The organism is Gemmatimonas groenlandica (genome assembly GCF_013004105.1).
Classification (GTDB): Bacteria; Gemmatimonadota; Gemmatimonadetes; order Gemmatimonadales; family Gemmatimonadaceae; genus Gemmatimonas; species Gemmatimonas groenlandica.
Map to the genome: position 1 here is coordinate 5,065,577 of NZ_CP053085.1, position 21,747 is coordinate 5,087,323.

Below are 21,747 nucleotides of genomic sequence, written 5' to 3' on the forward strand. Positions count from 1 at the left end.
ATCGAAACGACGACAGTGAGCGACGGCAGTGTCCATGACTGACACGGAACTGCTTGATCGGCTCAGGACGGGGGACCACGCGGCGGAACGGGATTTCTACGACCGCCACGTGGACCGCGTGTACCGACTCATTCTCCGAATGAGCGGACGTCCTGAACTGGCCCAGGAGTGGACGCAGGACACCTTCATCCGGGCCTTCAGCCGGATCGAACAGTTCCGTGGCGACTCCGCCTTGTCGAGCTGGCTGCACACGATCGCCGTTTCGATCACGTTGAACGGTCTGCGTACCCAGAAGCGCCGCGATGCCTTCGCGGCGCCCCTCGAGGAAGCGACGACCGTGGCGCATGCGTCGGTGGAGAGCGAACCGGATCTCAAGGTTCGCCTGAAGGCCGCGATCGAGGCCCTTCCCGCCGGCACACGCGCCGTGTTCGTGATGCACGACGTGGAAGGGTTCACGCACGAGGAGATCGGTGAAGCGCTTGGTGTCGCGATCGGCACCAGCAAATCACAGCTCTTCCGTGCCAGAGAAAAGCTGCGGGTGGCGTTGGCCGCCTTCGCTCCCCGGCAGCTCGGCAAGGAGTTGGCATGACCGATCGACCTTCGAAGCACGAACCACACCACATCCCAAGCGACGACGAGCACGATGTGCCGCTCGAGCCCTGGATGCTCGAACTGGCACGCGAGGCGGCCGACGAACTCGACGCCGACGTGGTCGTACCGCGCGAGATGATGTGGGCGCGAATCAATCGTGAACGTCGCGCTGCGGCAGGTGGGGCGACGACACCGCCGGTGAGGCGCGCGCTTCCCTCGCCACGCCTGTGGACGCGGGTGGCCGCCGTCGCGGCGGTGCTGGTCGGCGGCGTGGCGATCGGTCGGTATGTCGTACCGGCAGCGCCAACAATCGTGGCCGTGTCCGACAGCGCCCGAGTGCCGAACGATCGGGCCCGCAGCGGCGCGGGTCTCGGGCCGGACGCACTCGCCGAGCTGCCGCAGTCGAGCGACCCAGTGCGCGTGGCCATGGGCGAGCATCTCGCCCGGACGGTCGCGTTGCTCACCACGGTGCGCGATCAGGACCCGTCAATGGGACCGGGTGCCGATGTCACCGCGTGGGCACGTGATCTGCTCAGCACCACGCGACTGCTGATCGACGAACCACAACTGCGCGACGAACGGACGCGCCGCTTGCTGCAGGACCTTGAGTTGGTGCTCGTGCAGATCATCCAGGCGCGTGGATCCGCGCCGGAGACGCAGCGCGCACCGAAGGAAACCATTCGCGAAACGAATCTCCTCCCGCGGGTGCGCGCCATTGTCACAGCGTCGCGTCCGATCGAGGAAACGATCAACAGCCTGACCTACGGAGGAGACTGATGTCTCGCATTGTCCGCTTTACCGCCGCGCTCTCGATCTGTGCCGGCACGCTGACGGCGCAGGAACCGCCCCGCGCGCCGCGCCCGGCCCGCACGCCCGTTGCACCGGCACCCGCGCCGACGCCGCGAACGGCACCGACACCCGCCACGGCGCCGACACCGTCGGTGTGGTCGATGGATGGCGCCTTCATGGATCCCATGTGGCGTGCTGACATCGAACGCGAAGCCTCGCGTGCGGCCCGGGCTGGCGCGGAAGCGGCACGCGCCGGCATGGACGCGGCGCGCATGTCAATGAATATCGATCGCGACGCGATTCGCGCTGACGTCCGCTCCAGCATGGCGGCGATCGCACCGATGGTCGAGATGAGTGCGCTCGCCGCGGTGGACGGCGTGGTAAATCTGACTGGGCTCGCTGGTCTGTCCGCATCACGGTCGCGCAGCTATCGCACCGAGGCCCCAGAAGCATGGGCGCAGGCCGATCCCGCCGACTCGCTCTATCGTGAAGCGCGCAAGGCGCTCTCGAGCGATGCGTATCGCAAAGCGGCCGACATGTTCAATCAGATCTGGCGCCGGTATCCGAATAGCGCCTACACGCCGGACGCCTACTACTGGCAGGCGTTCGCGCTGCAGCGCCTCGGCGGCGACCAGAACATCGCGGAGGCACTTTCTACACTTGACACGCAGGCGCAGAAGTTCCCGAAGGCCGCTACTCGCGGCGATGCCGCCGCTCTCCGCGCGCGCATGCAAGGCGTGCTGGCGCGTCGTGGTGATCAGGCGATGGCCTCCACGCTGATGGGCCGCGCTGACAGTGCCACGCGGGATGGCTGCCCGCGCGCCAACGACGACGAACGCATCGATGCGCTGAATGCGGTGACACAGATGGACGCCGACAAGGCGATGCCGATCCTCAAGAAGGTGCTGGCGCGTCGTGAAGCGTGCACGCAGCAGCTGCGTCGCACGGCGGTGTGGCTGGTTGCCTCGCGCAAGCAGCCGGAAGCCGCCGAGATCCTGATGAACGTGGCGAAGTCGGATCCGGACAAGGAAGTGCGCGAACAGGCGGTGTTCTGGATGGCCAACGTGCCCACTGACGAAGCTACCGGCATGCTGATCGACCTCGCGCGCCGCGGCGACGATCTCGACCTGCGCAAGCGTGCGGTGTATGCGCTGTCGAGGTCGAAGCAGCCGCGGGCCGCGACGACGTTGCGTGAGATCGCGCTCGATGGCAGCTCGCCCATGGAACTGCGTGGCGATGCGATGCAGTGGTACATGTCCGGCGCCGGTCGTAGCGCCGATGAGAACATGTCGTTCCTGAAGGACATGTACGGCAAATCCGACGAGCAGCAACTCAAGATGCGCGTGTTGTCGCAGATCGCGTCGCGCCGCACCGAAGAGTCGCGGGATTTCCTGGTGGCGCTGGCGACGAATCAGCGCGAGTCGTTGGACGCGCGTCGGACCGCGGTGTCGATGCTCAGCAGCGTGGGCTTCAGCTCGGTGCGGTACACCACGAGCGCGCAGGGCACGCCCAACGTCGTCAGCAGCAACACCGGTGCCTCGGCCGCCAACATCGTGGCGCAGCTCACCACGATCTACGACAAGAGCCCCGATCTCGAGATTCGTCGCCAGGTATTGAGCTCACTCGGCTCCATGCGCGACAACGCCGGCATCGACAAGCTGATCGACGTGGCGCGTAACGAAAAGAATCTCGAGCTGCGCAAGGCCGCCGTCAGCATGCTCACGCGCACCAAGGATCCGCGCGCGCTGGCGTTGCTGCAGGAGATCATCGACCGATGAACGCCACGACGAAGGGCATCGCGCTCGCGATCACGCTCGTGCTCTCGTCGTCGCTCGCCGGTTCACCCGCACGGTCTCAGTCACTCGGCTCGCGCATCGACGCGGTGCGCGATGGCCGGGTGCGCCTGACCTTCGCGGCACGGAGCGGGGTGTGCGGCAACGGCAACAGCTGGTATCGCTCACGCGACGGCGGACGGTCGGGGCAGTTCAACGGCATGTGGAACGGCGGCAACGACGTCGAGAACAACTGTGAGCAGGGGCCGGTGCGCGTGGTCGTCGTGCGCGAGGCGGGCGACACGAAGGAGATCCGCACGTACGTCGGTGGCCGCTGGCGCGCCGACACCGGGATCACCGACCTCGGGGCCGTATCGGCGGTCGCCGCCGGCACCTGGCTTCTGAGGCAAGCCGAGCGCGGTGCTGACCGGCCGTCGCGTGGCGCACTCACCGCTGCCACGCTCGCCGATTCGGTGGATGCAGCCGCCACCCTGCTGCGTATCGCCAAGGATGACTCACGCAGTCAGGATGTGAAGTCGAGCGCCGTGAACTGGCTCGGCGAAGTGGTCGGCGAGCGCGTGTCGAGCACGCTCGATTCGATTGCGTACGAACCCGGTGATCGCGAACTGCGTCGCACCGCGATCAACACGATCAGCCGGCGCCCCGCCGACGAAGCGGTACCGGCGTTGATCAAGATGGCCGAGTCGCTGCCCGACAAGGAACTGCGCCGCACGGCGGTGCAGGCGCTGGCCAGGAACAAGGATCCACGGGCGATGGCGTGGATCGCGGGGAAGGTGGGGAGCCGGTAGGCGGTAAACTGCCAACTGCCGAGGAAGCAGGAGGGAGGGTATCAGGGTGGAGAAAGCAGGACCCACGCGCGGTGATCCTGCACCCTCCTTCCTGACACCCTCCCTCCTGCTTCCTAAGCAGTTGGCAGTTTCCAAATCCGGCGGCATACTACCGCACCCCAACCCGCCCCCATGTCCCGTTGCCGCCTCATCGCCGCGGCGCTGTTCCTCAGCGCCTCCGCCGCTTCCGCCCAAGCCCCGGCCGAGCCGGCGCGTGTGCGCTGGGAACGCCAGTGTCAGATCCGCAAAGACAAGTTCGACAAGATCCTGCCGCGGGCGATGCGCGAGAATGGCGTCGACATGTGGATCGTGATGCAGAAGGAGAATCAGTTCGATCCCATGTACGAGGATCTCGGTCGCGGATACGTGGGCAGTGTGGGCTACTACATCTTCACCGATCGCGGCGGCGATCGCATCGAGCGCGCGGCGATCGGTGTGAGCGGCTATCTGCTGGAGCAGTGCAAGGTGTACGACATCGTGCGCGGCTTCGCTCCGCTCAAGGCGTTCATCGCCGAGCGGAATCCGAAGAAAATTGCGCTCAACATGTCGGAAGAAGTCGGGGCGGCCGACGGGCTCTCCAAGACATCGTACGATCGACTCGTGAAGGAGATCGGTCCCGAGTTCGCGTCGCGGGTGGTGTCGGCCGAGAAGGTGGTGAGTGACTATCGCTCTGGCTTTACCGCATCGCAGATGGTGGCGCTTGGCGAAGCGGGGGAGATCTCGCGTCGCATCGCCGAACGGGCGTTGAGCAACGAGGTGATCACGCCGGGTGTAACGACGCTGGAAGATGTGGCGTGGTGGATGATGGATCAGCTGCAGCAGCGCGCACTGGGTTCATCGTTCGATATGCCGTCCGTGTACATCACCGGCCCGAAAGGCATCGAGGCGACGAGCACCGATCGCATCATTCAGCGCGGCGATCTGCTCATCATCGACTGGGGTGTGGGCTATCTGAACGTGTGGACCGACGTGAAGCGTATGGCCTACGTGCTGAAACCCGGCGAGACGGCGGTGCCCAAGGGTATTCAGACGGCGTTCGATAACGCGCTCAAGGTGCGCGATGTCATTCGACGCACGATCCGCCCGGGACCGACGGCTGGTGACATGGTCGAGCAGCTGAAAACGGAGATCGTGAAGTCCGGCTTTCGCATGCAGGGCGCGTTCAACGAAGTGACCAACGACAACCAGGTCGAGGTCATGTTCGGTTGCCACTCCGTGGGCGATCGCGGCCACGGCGCCGGCCCGTCGATCGCGTGGTTCAATCCGCGGCAGATGACGTTCGCGATCAAACCGTACAACCCGTTCTCCATCGAGCTGTTCGCGTGGACGCCGAACCCCGACTGGGGAGGCGCGAAGGTGCGCATCCCGCTCGAAGACGATGCCATCGTGACCGAGCGCGGTGTGGAGTGGCTATATCCGGTGAATCAGAGAGTGTGGCTCATTAAGTAGATCGTTAACGGCCAACGGCTTAGGGGGCAGGAGGGAGGGTGTCAGGGGGGAGAACGCAGGAAACGACGCGCGTGCGCCGTCCTGCGTCCTCCTTCTTGATTCCCTCCTCACTGCCCCCTAAGCCGATGGCCGTTTCGGTCCAGCGTTTTCGCACTACTCGCTGTACGACCCGTTCAACTCCAGCGCCCACGTAATCGGCATGTTCGGGTCGAGCGAGTCACGCACCGAGCAGTACTTGGTGACCGCCAGCTCGATGGCCCGTTCGGCGTGCACGCGCTCCACGCCCGCGCCGATGATACGGTAGACCAGATGGATCTTCGTGATGCGGCTCGGCGTGCCGGCGAAGCGCTCACCGACGACCTCGACCGACAGCGCGCTCATGGGCGTGCGGCGCTTGGTCAGAATGTCGACCACGTCGACGCCGGTGCAGCCGGCCAGCGCACAGAGCAGCGTATCGACCGGTGACGGGCCCTGTTTGCCACTCGAATCCATCGTGATGGCGGGACCACCCGATGAGCGGACGCCTTCGAACACGTGATCGCCCGACCAGGTGACCTGTACTGTGGCCGGTGGCTTGCCGGCGACCGGCATCGCGGTGGTGTCCTTCAGCTGCTCTTCGCTCATTATGGCTTCTCCCCTTGGCGAATAGGTGCGCGCACGGCGTTGCCCCACTCCGTCCACGACCCGTCATAGTTGCGAACCTTCTCGAAGCCCAGCAGGTACGTCAGCACGAACCAGGTGTGCGAGGAACGCTCGCCGATCCGACAGTACGTGACCACGTCATCGCCCGGAGCGAGTCCGAGTTCGCCCTCGTAGATGGCCCGCAGTTCGGCGGCCGTTTTGAAGGATCCGTCGGCCGCCGCGGCGCGCGCCCACGGCATGCTGCGGGCGCCGGGAATGTGGCCGCCGCGCAATGTGCCTTCCTGCGGATAATCGGGCATGTGCAGCTTCTCGCCCGTGTACTCCTGCGGAGAACGCACGTCCACCATCGGCTTGCCGGACTGCATGTGCACCCGCGTCTCGTCGATGAACGCGCGGATGGAACCATCGTTGCGTTCGCGCGCCGCGTACGCGGTGGCCGGAAATGACGGTACATCGGTGGTGGTCGGACGGTCTTCCGCCAGCCATTTGGCGCGACCGCCATCCAGCACCACCGCGTTGTCGAACCCGAACAGCTGGAAGACCCAGAACGCGTACGTGGCCCACCAGTTGTTCTTGTCGCCATAGAAGACAACGGTCGTCGTCTCGTCGATGCCCTTGGCGCGCAGCAACGATTGGAAGGCGTCTCGAGCGAGATAATCGCGCTCGACCTGATCGTTCAGGTCGATGTGCCAGTCCAGCTTCTGCGCGCCGGGGATGTGCTCCACGCTGTACAGCAGTACGTCTTCGTTGCACTCGAGCAGGCGCAGCGACGGGTGGTCGAGGTGCGCCGCCAGCCAGTCGGTGCTGACAAGGCGCTCCGGGTGCGCGTAGCCTTTGGCGGCGATGCGCGGATCCGGCGTATCGGGCAGTGCGGAAATTGGGGACATGTATGGACGCTAGCGACTTGCGCGTTGGGTGGCGAGGGGCGGTGCCCGCCAGTCGCGACGCGCTAGATTGCAGAATGCTCACCGTACTCGGATCCGCCATCGCGTATCGATTGTTCGATGTGGGATACGCCATTGATCTTGAGGGCGCGCTCGCCCTGCTGGCGGCCAGCGCGCCCGATCGTGTCCGTCCCGTTCGTGGCGAGGGGCAGGCGCTCCAGATCAGCAATCCGCCCGTCACGGTATCGCTCGGCAGCGACGTGCTCGTGGTCGACGAGACGGCCCATGACGTAGAGCTCTCGGCGCGAGTCTTCGACTTCGGTGTCGTCTCGCTGCGCGTGCGGATCCGCCCGCCGGCGGCCTGTTCCTGGGAGCAGTTCACGGCGTTCGGACAGCGGCTCGAGCACCACCCCGGGATCAACACCCTGGTGCAGACTCAGCTGCAGCTGATCTGTGAGCGCATGCGGCCGGCCATCGAGCGGCCGGCGGTGGCCGCCGTGCACGAGGATTACACGGTCTTCCGCATTACGCACATCACCGACGACCAGGGCACGCCGCTGTCGGCGGCGGCGCTGGCCTCACTGGACGTCGTGCCGCTGCTGCTCAATGAAACGCGCCCGCTCAGCGCCGAGGCCCGACGCGAGTTGCTGCCGCACCGGTTCACGTACTACGGTGACGACCTCGCCTTGCTGACCTGGGAGAACGCCCTCGTCGTTGAGCCGCGCGAGGAGGATACCGACCTCCAGTACATCCTCGAGTTCGCGAATGCGCAGCTGCTCGAACTGCGCTACTACGACGCGCAGCTCGATGCCGAGCTCCCCAGACTCTATGACGCCATCGAAGCGGCACGCGCGCGCCGATCGGTCTTTCCCGGCCGGCGGTTCGCCGCCCTGCTGTCACGCCTGCAGGCGCAGGTGGCGGATTCCACCGAGCTGGTGGAACGGGTAGAGAACGCCCTCAAGGTCACCGACGATGTGTATCTGGCCCGCGTGTATTCCGCCGCACTCGAACTGTTCCGTGGCCGCGCGTGGCGGGCTGGGATCGATCGCAAACTGGCCATTCTGCGGGAGACTTACGCGATGTTGAACAGCGAGGCGCAGGCGCACCGGAGCGAAACGCTGGAAATCGCCATCGTGGTGCTGATCGTCGGCGAGCTGGTCATGGCGGTCCTGCGAGGCTGAAGCGCAGCGCGATAGTTTAGTTCGATGCAAAGCAGCCGATTACCCGAGATGGAGCGGTACACCCGGCACGTGCTGGTCTGTACTGGGAACTTTTGCGGCGAGAATCGCGCCGGCCGCGCGATCTACGCGCGACTGGCATCGCTGCTGCAACGCGAAGGACTGCTGTTCGGCGCCACGCGCGTGAAGCGCAGTGAAGCGCCCTGCCTTGGCGTCTGCACCGGCGGTCCCATTGTCGCGGTGTACCCGGAGGGCGTCTGGTATGCCGGTGTCACGTTCGAGCTGCTCGAGCGCATCGTACTCGAGCATTTGAAAGACGGACGCGTTATCGAGGAAGCCGTATTTCATCGAATGACGGCCGAGTAAGGCGTATGAAGTACGGGGTAGGGAGTACTCCTGACCCCGTACTCCCTACTTCGTACTTAGCATTTGTAACGCCGCGACGCGCTCTTCCGTCGGCGGGTGCGTGCTGAACAGCTTGCTCGCGCCTCGCATGCTGAACGCCGCCAACGGGTTCACGATCGCCAGCGGCGCCGCGCTCGGCGACACCTGCATCGGAATACGACGCGCACCGTTCTCCAGCTTTACCAACGCACTGGCCAGCGACAGCGGACGGCCGCTGATCTCGGCGCCCACCGCGTCGGCCTTGAACTCGCGCTGACGACTGATCGCGAACTGGATCAGCATCGCCGCGATCGGCGCCACGATCAACATCGCGATGCCAGCGATCGGATTGCTGTCCTCGTCGTCGCTGCGTCCACCGAAGAAGAAGGCGAACTGCGCGAGGTTGCTAATGGCGCCGGCCATGGTGGCCGCGATCGTCTGCAGCAGCATGTCGCGATTCTTGATGTGTGCGAGCTCGTGCGCGAGCACCCCTTCGAGTTCGTCCTTCGACAGCGTGCGCACGATGCCTTGGGTCACGCACACGACGGCATTCTCCGGATTGCGGCCGGTCGCGAACGCGTTGGCCTGTTCCTGGGGCGCAATGGCGACGGTCGGCATGGGCAGCCCGGCGCGCTGACGCAGCCGATCCACCATCTCGTACAGCTCCGGCGCCTCGGTGGCCGTGACGACCTGCGCGCCATAGGAGCGCAGGACCATCGTCGACGAGCCCCAGTACATGAAGAGGTTCATCGCGGCCGACATCAGCAAGGCGATGATCGCACCCGTGCCGCCGCCGAGCGATTGCCCGATAGCGACCACCAGCGCGGTCAGTCCAGCCATAAGCACGAACACCTTGACGTTATTCATCTATCGTTCTCTTGGGTCGGTTCTGAAATTGTGGTACAACAAAAAGGCGAGTCCTCGCGCACGACGCGCACCAGATGCGCCGATGAGGGCGAAGTGATGTGTTCCGTGTACGACGGTCTCGCCTGACGACTGCATCCGGCGTGGCTACTCCCCTTCGGTGTCCTGCGCTCCGTCCGTTCTTGGCTGGCACGGAGGGTCCTGCTGCTGTAAAAGTTCAGCGATGGCCTCGGAGCTGCGCAGCCCCCGGATCCCCTCCACGAGCTCCGTTGAGGCAACCACCACGCCCCGGCGCTCAAGCTCCTCGGCCACCGCTTTCAAGTGTCTCGCATGTACATACCGCGCGAACTTGAAGAAGTTCCGTCGGGCCTCCGGCGACTCCGCAAGGAAACGGGGGAGGGAATGGCTTCCCTTGCGCGTGTTGCAGCCCCTACAGGCGGTCACTACGTTGCCGTATGACCCGTCGCCGCCGCGCATCCGCGGCTGGACGTGGTCTACGCTGAGAGCGTCCGGTTCGTGCACGAGCCCGCAGTACACACAGCGGAACTCGTCTCGCGCGAAAATCTCGAAGCGGTTCACCCGGTTCTGCCTGTCATCACCACTCCTGTGAATCTCCCGGATCGCGGTCGTCGCATGATCTTTGATCAGCTGACCAGGTTCCTCGACACCGAGGAAGCCACGGCGACCCCCGATGACGTCCCGCCCCGCCTTACCCACAAAGCCCTCGAGGGCCTGCGTATGTCGCGTTCCCGTGAACGGATCCTGAACAATCTCGAAGAGATGTACCGCGAAGCGTTCGATCGTGCCAAGGAAACGGCCGATCCCGCCGCGATGGCGTCGCTCGATTTCGCCTATCGTCGTGAACAGTTGTACTTCGAGATTCTGCTCGACGTACGGGATGCGATCGAGAAGAAATAGCGTGTTGCTCGCACTGGCGGGGGCGCTGCTCCCGCTGGTGACGTTCGCGCAGGGCGCCCCCACGCGAACGGTAGTTCCGCCCGTCCCCCGGCCGTTCGCCATCGTACGCGTGCAGGGGGCCGTGGTCCGCGCTCCCGACGCGAAGCGGGCCGCGCATATCCCCACAGGATATCGCGAGCAGTTCACCTGGAGCCTGCGTGTTGATTCGGCGGCGGGGGGCGTACTTCACTCATCGGCAGCGCTCTACGAACCGTTGGGCGCCAACGCGGTGGCTGCGGTTCGTATTCCCGTGGAGCGGGGAGTACTCGGTTTACCCAGCGTCAGTACTCGCCCGCGACCCACGCGGGCCATGTCCAACGGGGGGAGATACGGCGCCGAACTGCCGCGCGCGCAGGCTGAGCAAGTCGCCGTGCACGCGTATCTGCGCACGCTGATCGAGAGCGGTGCGCTGTTCGAGGCAGGGCCCTCAATGGGAGCCGGGGTGCGGCGCACGCACTTCGCCGACGGCACCGGTGATGTCGCGCTCACGATCGACGCGGTGCGCTCCAGCCGAGTCATGCGTGACACGAGCGTCTCGGGGCGACGGGCGCGTGTCGTGCGCGACAGTACGGCCATCACGATTGTGCACGCGCTCCTGCGCCCCTCTCGTTTTCACAAAACGGTCGAACGTGTGCGCGAGTCGGTACGCGGCACCATTGTCGGCATCAGGCTGGTGGATGCGGAAACCCATCGGGCGTTCCTGATGCGGGACACGCTAACGATGAAGGGGACGATCGTGTTGGACGATGGCTTGGGCGGTGCCTTCCGCAGCCCACTGTTCATTTCGTCGGCGCGCACGTCCACCCTACACGATGCGTTCTGGCAGTCGGCCACCCCGCGCGAGCCGTTCGATATCGTGCGTTATGATGCCGTGCGGCCGCAACCGCTCACGCGTGCCGGCCGCGATTCGCTATTTTCACGGCTCGAGAGCGCACGCACGCTCGGCGCTCGGGACTCGATCCGGGGAGCGCTGCTCGCCCGCACATCAGACGATGCCACGCCTGACACCACCACCTGGAGCCGTGTTCGCGCGCGCGCGCTGGCCATTGGCGATACGGCGTCGATCCTCGCTCGCCTAACCGAAGGCATACAGTATCGCGATCTGTCGATCTCTGTGGCGGACTATCACATGCTTCGTCCGTCGCTCGCCGATGCGGCGACCGCATTCCGAAACGGTGTGGATCGCGAGCTGCTCGCTCTCAACCTGCTGGATGCGTTGATGCGAAAGCCTCCCGTGCTGGCGCCCGATGGGGAGCCACCAGTGTGCCGGCCAGACGCGTGCGCAGCCATGCGTGCCGATGTGCAAACCGGCCAGCCCGGACTGCAGGCCGTTGGCCTCGTCGCGGCCATGGTGTCCGATCCACGTGTCTGGACGGATTCCGTGATCGCGTACGCGGCCACGAACCCCTTCCTGGCCACGCGGGCACTGTGGTTTGCGCAAGGCGTTGCCTCGAGTGCCGTGGCGGGTGCGAAGGCACCGATGCCCGAGCCCAATGCGCCGTACGACGCGTGGCGGCACTGGCTGGTAGGTCGTGACAGTAGCTACGAGCGTTCGCTGCGCGCCGACACGGCGATGCTGCGCATCAGCCGTAGTATCAACCGGCGCGGTTCGCTGCACGTATCGCCGGAGGCGGTTTCGGCGATTCGCTTCGCGGCAGTGCGCACCGGTCATGACTACGCCGCCGCGTTCCGACGATATCGCGACAGCACGACCTCGGATTCGGCGCGGGCGCTATTCAACACGCTGCTGATCGCGATCGGCGACCGTGTGTTCACGGACGCGGAGATGGCGCGAATTCTGGCAAATCCACAAGGAGCGGATCGACTGGCGGCGAAAGCGCAGCTGAGTGGACCGGGCCTCGGCGGCATGGGCGCCGCTGGATTGGGTCGCATGCCTCCCGCCAGCGATTCAATCGCGGCCATCATCGGGCGTCACATCGTCAACATGGTGTTCGCCGACAGTGTGCTGGCGCGCAGTGATTCTCCGGCGGGCGGGGACAGGTGGTACCGGGTGCCGGCCAGGGAGGACAGCCTGCCGCGCTATGTGCTCATGCACGAGTACCCAGACGCGGTGCGCGCCCGCGCGACCGAGCTCGGTTTTGCGCCCGTGGAGCGCGGTTGGACGTTGCGGCCGGGCGACAGCGCCTACCTGATCGAGTTCGGTCCCGTGCTACAACGTGGACCATTCGTGCAGGTCGCGGTGACGCACTCCACCCTCTTCTCTCGCGGGACGACACGGTCAGGCGGCTACGCGAGCGGGTTCACGCTCACTCTCGTTGAAGGGCCCGCCGGTTGGGTCGTGGTCGACGCGACGGCGTGGGTGACCTGAGCGAAGAGCACACGGTCCGGAAGAAGTAGCGGTGCGTTCCCCTGCGTCGCACGACGTATGGCTGGCTCATACCGGTAATCGGTACCCTCGGGATGACCCTCACCGAGGTGCGCCCATGGTTCATGTCGTGCTTGTGCTTGTCATCGTGCTGAAAGTCGTGGCCGTCGTGCTCGTGACCGATTTCGTGTCTGGCCTCTTCCACTGGTGGGAGGACACGTACGGCCATCCGTTCTGGCCCATCGTGGGCACGCATGTGACGCGCCCCAACATTCTGCATCACTATGCGCCGCGCGCGATTCTGGCGAAATCGTGGATCATGAGCTCGCGGACGCTGCTCGCAATCGGTGTCGTCATCGCGCTGGCGGCCTGGCTGGCAGGAATGCTCACCTGGATGCTGGTGCTCGGGTTGTGTCTCGCGGTGAACATGAACCAGATACACAAGTGGAGTCACCAGCGGCCGCGAGATAACCCACCGCTCGTGCGTCGACTGCAGCAGCTGGGCGTACTGCAATCACCAGCACATCACCGCGCGCATCACATTCACGAGCGCAACACGAACTACTGTATCCTCACCAACTTCGTGAATCCACTGCTCGAACGCATACATTGCTGGGCCGCGGCGGAGTGGATCATCGCCCGCGTCTTCGGCGTGCATCGCCGGGGCGATGCGCAGCGGGCCGCCCTTGTGTTGGCGCGAGAGCCGGAGTTCTTCGGCGAACATCTCCCCTTCGTGCAGCGCCGGGTCGCCATGGAATTGGCGCGGGAAGCGGCACCTAACGGAGCGTGACCCTTGCACGGGTGCGTGGGTTCGGCGCGCGCGAACCGACATACGCCGCCAGTGCGACCATGTCGCCCACCGTCAGCTTCTCCACCACGGGTGTCATGGTAATGCTTGCGGAGTCATGTCGGGCCCCGGTGCGGAAGTTGATGAGCTGTCGCAGAATATTCGACGGTGCGCGCCCGGCAATCGGCGGCACCGCGTCTTTCCCCAGCAGGTCCACCCCGTGGCACGTCACGCACGACGTCGCCGGACCGGCGGGGCCGCGAGTGGCGATCCGCCGTCCGCGGGTGATGCTGCCGACGGGCACATACGTGATGTACTGGACGCCTGGATCGCGCAGCTCATGACGTGCGAACGTTTCGGGCACTTCGATCAGGCGACCGTCGATCGGTTCGGTGCCCGTGTCGCCGTACGCGTACAGCATGATCTCGATGCGCGTCTTCGGTACGCGGGCGACTTCGACGACGCGGTTGCGACGGGTCAGGGTGAGCTTCTCGAAGTAGCGCGCCGCCGAAACGACGTCGGAGTCGGCGACCCACTTCGCCAGCGTGTGCATGCTGTTCGTGCTCAGCACCGGGTTGGCCGAGAGTCGTGTGCCGTTCTTGAACGCCGCCACCTGTCGGATGATGTAGTCGGCCGGCAATCCGGCCAGCGTGCCATTCTCCGGGCGACCCTGTCCATCGGGCAGATGGCAGTATCCACAGGCACGGGCGTTCGGGGCGACACCGTACTGCACCGATGACGGCATCGGCGGATGCGATGCCGGAAACCAGTCCGGGATGTCGAATCCGTTCCCGACCTGCCGCATGGTGTAGCTCCGCGACGAGTTCGGTACGCGATGCGGGACCACGCTGTCGGGCTTTGGCGCCGGATTCGGCGCCGGTGACGTCGGAAAGGCCCACGCGGGCACGTCGAACGATGCGCGAGCGCTTTGCGCCCCGACGGACACGCTGGCGAAAAGCGCCGTCACGCTCGCGACGATCGTCGCACGACTCGTCATCGAGCCAGCAACCGTTCTGCAATCCGATCAGCTGCCGCCTTCGCGTCGAAACGATCATCGTTGGTGAGAATGATGATCGTCGTCTTGCGTCCGGGATATCGCACCCACGCCAAGCGCCGTCCTTCGCCGCTGCCGTACACGACCTGCGTGACGTCGCCACGCTGCGTATCGAGCCCGAAGCCCTTCGGCTCCGTGCTTTGTGCCAACCGCGCCTGATCGAAGCGATACAGATCGTCGACTGTGCCGCTCCACAGCTTCGTGGTGCTGTCGTAGGCCAGTCGTTGCGTGCCGCCCATACCCGTGACGCGACGTACCGACGCGGCGGATATGCGACCCGTGCTATCGGGTGCGAGAACCGCGTTCAACACGGCAGACAGTCCCTGGAGCGCAAAGTTTGGCGCGCCCGTTTCCGGCGTGAAACGACGCTGCACGGCGATGCCATAGGCGCGGCTCACCAACACCTTGCCGCCCTGTGCCACGAGTACCGTGGCACCACCGCTGGCCGCGTCCCCAAACGAGGCGAACACGTTGTCCACGAACTTCTGCGTGAGCGGCGTGGCATCGATCGCCCGTGAGACGACCCGTCGCGTGGCGAGGTTGTAGCGGTCACCGGGACGCAGCGTGAGAAACGGCCTGCCGGCGTCGTTGGCATCGCGACCGTTGTACACGAACGCCTTGTTGCGCCCGATGATCTCGGCGCTGTCGCCGCGCACCACCCACACCGTGCCTTCGTCTTCGGAAATCCCGAGCAGGTCAGGTCGCCGCGAGGTGAGCGAGTCGTGCATGTCGGGCAGTCGTTCGCGCGCAACCACATGCTGGTCGATCGCCACGCCGCGCAGATACGCGAAGCCTTTCAGATACTGCGGATGGTTGAACAGGCGATTGTCGTTCGACGGCGCGCCGCGTACGAGATAGTCGCCGAGAATCGACGCGCCGGCCGACGATCCGCCCATCACCCCGCCGCGATCGAGCACCGCCTGAAAGGCACGCTCCGACTTCGTGCCGGCGTAGGAATTCACGAGGCGATAGTGACGACCGCCGCCGAACCACACGCCGCGCGCATTCGCGATCTTCGCGACGAAGCTGTCGGCGTCGGCCACCGTGCGACTCGTCGTGTGATACACCACGACGTTGCGCGCGCCGGCGTTCTTCAGACCACGTCCGCCATCGGAGGTGTCGATGGAATCGCCACCGGCGGTCGGCACGTCGACGATGAGGGCATCGGGTCCGCCGGCGAGTTCAATGAACTTGGCGAAGACCTCGGGCCCCTGTTGTCCGCCGCCCACCACCATCACGGAACCGGTTCGTGGACCGACCGAGGGCGTGCCTCGCGAGCTCGCGGTGGGGGCGCTGCCGCCGGTCGCGCCGCTCGTGCCAGCGCAGCCGAAGGCGATCGACGAGACCAGCAGCGTCGCCATTACTTCACGACCACGCACGGCGAACGATGGAGTGGACATAGGTGGCGTCCTGAAAAGGGCAAACGGGAAAGCGTGCGGAGCAACCTCAGCTTACGCTCCGAACACCAAACCCGCTGGCCCGCACGGGCGCGATCGCGACCGGCTCAGTCGCGATGGGCTCAGTCGCGACGGACGGTAAAGTGAAACGACTGCTGCACCAGCTGCGCGACGCGGGCGCCGCGCGCCTCGGCTGGGAGATAGCGGATCCGTGACAGCGCGCTGCGCACCGCTGCGACAAAGAGCGGATGTTGGCTGTCGAGCACCTTGAAACTGGCCAGCTCCACGCGCCCGGCCGAATCGACCACGAACTGGGCGAGGACCTGCCCCTCGATGCCCGCCGCGCGCAACGTCTCGGGATAGACCGGCCCTGCGGTCCCTGGAAGCACCGCTACGGGCCTTTCGACCTCACTTTCAAGGAAGACGTCGTTGAGTGCCCGTGCGACGCCTGTGGCGCCTTCCACGCCATCGGCGCGGCCGCCGGGCTTTCCGATGCCCGTGAAGTTGTCGAGGTTCGTGGGAGGTGCGCTCAAGTCGATCGGCGGCAACGACGTGGGGATATCGATCGGCGTCTGCAGCACGGTGAACCCCTTCGCTACCGGAGTCGCGGTAAAGACCTCGCGCGTGGCGGCGGGCGGGGGCGGGGGCGGTGGTGTGGTGTTGGTGAACTTGATCTTTGTCTCGCGTTCGTCCGCCACGTGCGCGACCGTGGCCTGCGCTGTGGCGACCACTAGCGCCCCCACGATACCCGCGTGCACCACGACCGAGACCATCGAACCACCGACCGACCGGGTACGCGTGGCCCGCGATTCAATCAATGTCTGAAACATGCCTGCCTCCTTGAGGTGGACTGGGACAGCCGCTCTGCCCGATTCCACAGTGGGATGCCCGCATGAGGCCATCATGACGGCGACATGATGGATTGCTAATGCGATCATGACGTGTCGATGTCCCTCGCATGACTTGACGGTTACGCCGTGGGCCCCGATTGTCACGGCAAGGTGTGCACGTGAGTGCGGCCGCCGCGACGTCCGGACTTCCTGACCAATCCAATTCCGATATGCGATCTTCTTTCGTTTCGAATGCCCGCTGGACGGCGACGATGGCCGTTCTGATGCTCGCTGCCTGCGGCGACGCCACCACCGCTCGTGTCACGGCGCCGTCCGAGCCCGATGCGTTGCAGTTTGCCCGCTCCGAACAGGCGCAGGCCCGCTTGGCCTCGCTGTACGACGGCGCGTCAGCCGAGGTGCTGGCGGTCGACGGCAGCGTGTTTGCCGATCACGACGAGCGCCTGGGGAAGCTGGTTTTCGGTGTGGAGCGGCTGTCGGCCGCCGCCGCGGTGCAAGCGGCGGCGGCACGCGCGGGCGTGGCCGCGTCGGATTTCGTGATCGTGCTCTCGGCGCCGATCAAGCTCCTCGGCGGACACGTGGCCGCGGGCGCGCCGGTCCACTCGACGTCGAGCACCTCGGCGCCGGTGGTGGCCGGTGTGGCGATCGGCACGGCAAAGTATCACTGCACGCTTGGTTTCAACGTGGCGCACGCGGCCGGGCGATCGTTCATTACCAACTCGCATTGCACCGATCGCCAAGGCGTCCCGGACAAGACGCAGTTCTGGCAGCCGCAGGTCGGCGCGGGGAGGTTGATCGGCGTCGAGGACGATGACCCCACGTACACGGCGAACAAGGCGTGTCCGAAAGACCGTCGATGCCGGTACAGCGATGCCGCCCGCATCGCCTATCTGCCGGACGTGCCCTCGCGGCAGGGCGAGGTGGCAACCTCGGCGACCGTCACCGAATTGTTCACGCGACAAGATGACTTGAACAACCTGTTCCTGTCCGGCAATCTGATCTACAAGACCGGCATGACCACCGGCACCACGACTGGCAGCGTTTCCAACTCCTGTGCGAACGCGAATGTCGAGGGCACGAATCTCACGCTCATCTGCCAGACGTTCGTGACCGGTGCAGCCGGCGTCGTAGGGTTCGGCGACTCTGGAGCGCCCGCGTATCGCAAAGCGATCGAGGGCAACGTGCTGCTCGGCATTGTCTGGGGGGGCGTCGGCTCAAACACCTTCGTCTTTAGCCCACTCGAAGGGATCGTGCGCGATCTTGGACGCATGAGCGCGGTCGTCGGTGGCACGGTCAGCACCACCAACGGCAACGGGAAGTAGCTACCGCGCCTTCGACTCGGCGTCGCGAATCGCTTTCTGTGTCATCCGCGCGAAGAGCAGACCCAACACCACGGTGGCCACGACGCCGAGCACCAGCACGGGCATCGGCAGCGCGCCTTTGCCATTGGCTGCTTTCGCGCCCGCCGCACCGAATGCCGCGTACGAGGCGATGATGGGCAACATACCCAGCATCGCCAGCACGAAATCTCGTGTGCGCACGCGCGTCACGCCAAGCGCATAGTTTGACAGCACGAACGGAATCGCCGGCGACAAGCGCAGCAGGAACATGAGGCGCAGTCCGTCATCGCCGATCACGCGATCGATCGCCGAGAGCGTGGGATGCGTCGCCACGCGCCGCGCCACGCTGGCGCGAAGCACCGTGCGCCCCAGCAGGAACGCCAGCGTGCCGCCGATCGTGGCACCGGCCAGCACCAGCGCGCTCCCCTTCACGACGCCGAACACGGCGCCACCTGCCATCGTGAGCAGAAACGCCGGCAGCATGAAGAGCACCACGCCGATGTAGGCCGCGACGAACGCCAGCGGCGCCCAGACGCCGAGGGTTTGCACCCACTCCGAAAAGCCGGGCAGGTAGGGCGTGGCGAGTTGTCCAAGCGCGATGCCGGCGACCAGCGGCACGGCGATTCCGGCGGCACGCATCAGACCGGTCGCGGCGCTCTTGAGGTCGAGGGGCATCCGGAAATATACCCCGTAAGAGCACAACGGCCCCGGCGAGACGCCGGGGCCGTTGTGCTACATCACGCTACCAAAGACGAGCTTACTGCAACGGCTTCGTGGGACGCTGGAATCCGCCGTCGAGCGCGTTGAGGAACAGCTTGTAGGTGCCGTGCGGCTGCGAACGGAACAGGATTTCCGGTCCGAAGAGCCAAATCGTGCCCTGACCCATCTTGGCTTCTGCCATCGCCACGCCGCCCTTCAGCAGTTCCTGTCCCCACGCCCAGCCGCTGGTGAGCGGCTTGTCGGTGTCGAACGTCGCCAGCACGCGCACACCCTTCGCCGCCGCATCGGGGCCGAGCTTCATGACGGGGCTGTTGTCGAACATCACGCTGGGGCGCGGATTCATGCCCGTGGCGATGGTAGCCGACGTGTCGATGGCGACCTCGAGCAGCGAGCCGGGGATGTAGTACTTCTCGCCCGCGTACGGACGGCCGTTGGCTTCGGCCATGTAGTTGTCGATGGGCAATCCCATCGCCTTGCCGAGTCCGATCGACGAACCGATCGCGACGATGCGACCACCCGCTTCGACGAACGTCTTCAGCGCCGGCACCGACTTCTCGGGGCTGATGCGGCCGATCGTCCGACGGAACTCTGCCGGAATCAGCGTGGTGTCGGGCGAGCCGCCGAAGCCGCGGCCTGCGCCCGCCTCCGAGAACATGCCGTCGGTTACGACGATTACGTCGTACTTGGCCTTGAGGTTACCCGCGTCGACATCCTGCGGATAAATCGTGGTGAACGGGAACTCGAACTTCTCCAGGATCAAACGCGTCCAACCACTAGGCATGCTGCCGCCGTAGCGATCGATGAGCGCAATACGCAGCGGCTGCACCGGCTGCGACGAGCCCGGCTTGCTGTTGGCTGCGGCGAAGTTCACGCCGAGATCCTTCGCGGCCTGCATCACGACCTTGTCGGACGCACCGCCAGCGGGAACGAACCACGTACCGGCGGGCCACGTCGTGCCACCGTCGGTGAATGCCGTGGGAATGCGCGACGCCTTCACCTTCACCGCCGCGAGACGATTGGCGACCGTGGACGCGTCGTTCACTTCCGGACGGATGAAGTATCCAGCCTTGCCCTTCGCGACTACGCCCATCGGCATCGTCGTGACGCCGTTCACCTTTTCGAACGGGCCCGTGAGACCGTCGAGCACGCGCTCGAACTGAATGCCCATCTGGAATGCGAGCGTCCAGCCGGCGTTGTCGTACGGCGGGATCGGGGGGCCACCCGGGTAGCGGAAGTCGTTCGGGTGATCCTGCGGCTCGAACATGTCGAGCACGTGCGAGCGGAACGCCTGGTTGGTCATCACGACCCACGAGCCGGCCGGGAACGACTTGCCGTTGGCGCTGAACGAACCAGTCGCGCGATGCACCTGAATGCCCGAGTACTGCAGCGCCTTGATGAACTTGGTCGCCGTCGGGAAATCGTTCTGCGCGCTGCTCAACACGTACGCGCGAGGATCGCGATTTTCCGGCTTCTTGAGTTCCGCCATGTAGCGATCGTTCGTGACCGCGCTGCCGATGTTCGGCGCCGTGCCAGTGCCACGCGGGCCGCCAGCGCGATTCGCTTCCGGGCTCGCCGTGGCGCGGTCCTTCGTGATCTGCGCGATCATCGCGTCGACACGCTTGGGCGAGATCGTCCAGTTGTCCTTCGATCCGTTCTTGATCTGGTCGTTGCCCATGACCCAGCGATTGAACAGGAACGTTTCGCGATAGCGCGAGGCAAGATCGAGGAACGCGTAGTTCGCCGAGACCGAGTAGTCGATCGACTGGCGGAAGTGCCATTCCTGCGGCGCGACCGGCATCGGCAATCCGGCCGACCGCAACTGACGGTCGGGCACCAGCGACACGCGAATCGGCGTCGGGTTGCCGATCGTTTCGGTGAGGATACCGATCTGGTTGTGGAAGTAGCCCACGGTACGCAGGCCGCCGTTCCACCAGGTGCTGTAGTTCGAGCCGGCGCGGAAGGTGAGTCCCGGCTTGTGCTCGAGCACGAAGCGATGGTTCAACGCCGCGCCCACGAGATCGAGACCCGTGATCATGGCGGGGTGAAACCAGTAGTTGGCGGGATCACGGTACGGCGGCGCCGCCATGATCGTACCCGTCGGGCCGGTCTGGTGGTGGTTGTACATGATCTGCGGATTCCACTCCACGAACATCTGCTGCGACATGTTGCGCGTCTCGGCCAGCGCATTCATGTACGCGTCACGGTTGTTGTCGTGGCCGGCGTACTTCTCGTACAGGCGCGGAATGTTCGAATTGCGGCGCAGCTTGTCGGGTTCCTGCATGTACCAGTTGGCCACCAGCTCCATGCCGTCCGGATTCGCGTGCGTCATGAGAATGATGCAGTCGTTCAGGATCCGCATCGTCTCGTCGTCGGTACGGCTGGCGAGCTGGTAGAACGATTCGATGAGCTGCTGGGCGCCGAGCACTTCGGTCGCGTGCAGGCCGCCGTCGATCCAGAAGACCACTTTGCCTTCCTTCGCCAGCTGGGATGCTGCCGCCGAATCGAGGCCGTCGGCCATGGCCAGTCGGTTCGAGATCTCCTTGTAGCGCGCCAGGTTCTTCAGATTGGCCGGCGAGGAGACGATCGCCATGATCTGCGGCCGCCCTTCCTCGGTGAGACCGATCGTGTCGAGAATCACGCGATCGCTCTGCTTCGCGATGGTGGCGAAGAAGGCGTGCAGCTTGGTGTAGTTGGGGAGCTCGTAGTCGGCGCCAATGTCATGCCCGAAGAATTCCTTGGGTGACGTGAGGCGCTGCTGAGCCGGGAGCGTGGCCGGCAGGGCCGCCGCGAACAGAATCGCGGTGGAAAGCCGGGTGGCACGACGCAGGCTGATCATGCGAGGGACGGGTGGCGAGGATACTGGGACAGCCGGACCCGGCTGCCGGATTCTCCCGTGAGGGGAGCCATCAGGCATACG

Annotated in this window: 20 protein-coding genes; 11 read left to right on the forward strand and 9 right to left on the reverse strand. The window is 65.4% G+C overall.

All coding sequences use genetic code 11. The annotated features are described in order from the left end of the window. Positions 1-34 precede the first annotated feature (34 nt). The 5 genes from HKW67_RS21785 (at position 35) to HKW67_RS21805 (ending at position 5,449) form a co-directional block, all read left to right on the forward strand. Complete coding sequence (locus HKW67_RS21785; protein WP_171227405.1) at positions 35-589, forward strand: RNA polymerase sigma factor; 555 nt, start codon at positions 35-37, stop codon at positions 587-589. Next, positions 586-1,368 carry a hypothetical protein gene (locus HKW67_RS21790; protein ID WP_171227406.1) on the forward strand — a complete coding sequence of 261 codons (783 nt, stop codon included), beginning with the start codon at positions 586-588 and terminating at the stop codon, positions 1,366-1,368. Before HKW67_RS21785 ends, HKW67_RS21790 begins: the two co-directional genes overlap by 4 nt. Continuing rightward, a complete protein-coding gene (locus tag HKW67_RS21795; RefSeq protein WP_171227407.1) occupies positions 1,368-3,158 on the forward strand; it encodes a HEAT repeat domain-containing protein in 1,791 nt (596 codons plus the stop codon). The genes HKW67_RS21790 and HKW67_RS21795 overlap by 1 nt, the downstream gene beginning before the upstream one ends. Continuing rightward, on the forward strand, positions 3,155-3,961 hold the full coding sequence (locus HKW67_RS21800; RefSeq protein WP_171227408.1) for a HEAT repeat domain-containing protein: 807 nt from the start codon (positions 3,155-3,157) through the stop codon (positions 3,959-3,961). The genes HKW67_RS21795 and HKW67_RS21800 overlap by 4 nt, the downstream gene beginning before the upstream one ends. Before the next feature lie 171 nt (positions 3,962-4,132). Next, positions 4,133-5,449: a M24 family metallopeptidase gene (locus HKW67_RS21805; protein ID WP_171227409.1), complete on the forward strand. Its 1,317-nt coding sequence runs from the start codon at positions 4,133-4,135 to the stop codon at positions 5,447-5,449. A gap of 153 nt (positions 5,450-5,602) precedes the next feature. On the opposite strand, the gene HKW67_RS21810 is transcribed toward HKW67_RS21805, so the two are convergent. Both HKW67_RS21810 and HKW67_RS21815 read right to left on the reverse strand, forming a co-directional pair. Next, on the reverse strand, positions 5,603-6,073 hold the full coding sequence (locus HKW67_RS21810) for an OsmC family protein (protein WP_171227410.1): 471 nt from the start codon (positions 6,071-6,073) through the stop codon (positions 5,603-5,605). After that, positions 6,073-6,978, reverse strand: a complete 906-nt coding sequence (locus HKW67_RS21815) for a sulfurtransferase (RefSeq protein WP_171227411.1) — start codon at positions 6,976-6,978, stop codon at positions 6,073-6,075. Before HKW67_RS21815 ends, HKW67_RS21810 begins: the two co-directional genes overlap by 1 nt. A 74-nt stretch (positions 6,979-7,052) precedes the next feature. Here HKW67_RS21815 and HKW67_RS21820 point away from each other — a divergent pair, with 74 nt between their 5' ends. Both HKW67_RS21820 and HKW67_RS21825 read left to right on the forward strand, forming a co-directional pair. Then, on the forward strand, positions 7,053-8,156 hold the full coding sequence (locus HKW67_RS21820) for a hypothetical protein (protein WP_171227412.1): 1,104 nt from the start codon (positions 7,053-7,055) through the stop codon (positions 8,154-8,156). Positions 8,157-8,225: 69 nt separating this feature from the next. Further along, complete coding sequence (locus tag HKW67_RS21825; RefSeq protein WP_230981085.1) at positions 8,226-8,519, forward strand: (2Fe-2S) ferredoxin domain-containing protein; 294 nt, start codon at positions 8,226-8,228, stop codon at positions 8,517-8,519. A 45-nt stretch (positions 8,520-8,564) separates the two neighbouring features. Here HKW67_RS21825 and HKW67_RS21830 read toward each other — a convergent pair whose 3' ends face one another. Then, positions 8,565-9,404 carry a zinc metalloprotease HtpX gene (locus HKW67_RS21830; RefSeq protein ID WP_171227414.1) on the reverse strand — a complete coding sequence of 280 codons (840 nt, stop codon included), beginning with the start codon at positions 9,402-9,404 and terminating at the stop codon, positions 8,565-8,567. Between the two features lie 144 nt (positions 9,405-9,548). Next, entirely contained in the window at positions 9,549-10,118 is a 570-nt protein-coding gene (locus tag HKW67_RS21835) for an HNH endonuclease (RefSeq protein WP_230981086.1), read from the reverse strand. 21 nt (positions 10,119-10,139) lie between these two features. Between HKW67_RS21835 and HKW67_RS22505 the strand changes: the two genes are divergently transcribed. The 3 genes from HKW67_RS22505 (at position 10,140) to HKW67_RS21845 (ending at position 13,474) form a co-directional block, all read left to right on the forward strand. Continuing rightward, positions 10,140-10,319: a hypothetical protein gene (locus tag HKW67_RS22505; RefSeq protein ID WP_230981087.1), complete on the forward strand. Its 180-nt coding sequence runs from the start codon at positions 10,140-10,142 to the stop codon at positions 10,317-10,319. A 1-nt stretch (position 10,320) separates the two neighbouring features. Then, entirely contained in the window at positions 10,321-12,687 is a 2,367-nt protein-coding gene (locus HKW67_RS21840; RefSeq protein WP_171223434.1) for a hypothetical protein, read from the forward strand. A gap of 115 nt (positions 12,688-12,802) precedes the next feature. Further along, positions 12,803-13,474, forward strand: coding sequence for a fatty acid desaturase CarF family protein (locus HKW67_RS21845; protein WP_171227416.1), 672 nt, complete (start codon positions 12,803-12,805; stop codon positions 13,472-13,474). On the opposite strand, the gene HKW67_RS21850 is transcribed toward HKW67_RS21845, so the two are convergent. The 3 genes from HKW67_RS21850 to HKW67_RS21860 form a co-directional block, all read right to left on the reverse strand. Beyond that, positions 13,461-14,468 (reverse strand): c-type cytochrome, encoded by a 1,008-nt coding sequence (locus tag HKW67_RS21850; protein WP_171227417.1) that lies wholly within the window; start codon positions 14,466-14,468, stop codon positions 13,461-13,463. The two genes, HKW67_RS21845 and HKW67_RS21850, sit on opposite strands and share 14 nt — an antisense overlap. After that, positions 14,465-15,925 (reverse strand): cyanophycinase, encoded by a 1,461-nt coding sequence (locus tag HKW67_RS21855; protein WP_171227418.1) that lies wholly within the window; start codon positions 15,923-15,925, stop codon positions 14,465-14,467. Before HKW67_RS21855 ends, HKW67_RS21850 begins: the two co-directional genes overlap by 4 nt. A gap of 119 nt (positions 15,926-16,044) precedes the next feature. Further along, positions 16,045-16,752 carry a TonB family protein gene (locus HKW67_RS21860; RefSeq protein WP_171227419.1) on the reverse strand — a complete coding sequence of 236 codons (708 nt, stop codon included), beginning with the start codon at positions 16,750-16,752 and terminating at the stop codon, positions 16,045-16,047. Between the two features lie 272 nt (positions 16,753-17,024). Here HKW67_RS21860 and HKW67_RS21865 point away from each other — a divergent pair, with 272 nt between their 5' ends. Further along, positions 17,025-18,092, forward strand: coding sequence for a hypothetical protein (locus HKW67_RS21865; RefSeq protein WP_171227420.1), 1,068 nt, complete (start codon positions 17,025-17,027; stop codon positions 18,090-18,092). Here the strand turns inward: HKW67_RS21865 and HKW67_RS21870 are convergent, their stop codons facing one another. Beyond that, entirely contained in the window at positions 18,093-18,785 is a 693-nt protein-coding gene (locus HKW67_RS21870; RefSeq protein WP_171227421.1) for a TVP38/TMEM64 family protein, read from the reverse strand. Positions 18,786-18,867: 82 nt separating this feature from the next. After that, a complete protein-coding gene (locus HKW67_RS21875; RefSeq protein WP_230981088.1) occupies positions 18,868-21,666 on the reverse strand; it encodes a M14 family metallopeptidase in 2,799 nt (932 codons plus the stop codon). Positions 21,667-21,747: the final 81 nt, after the last annotated feature.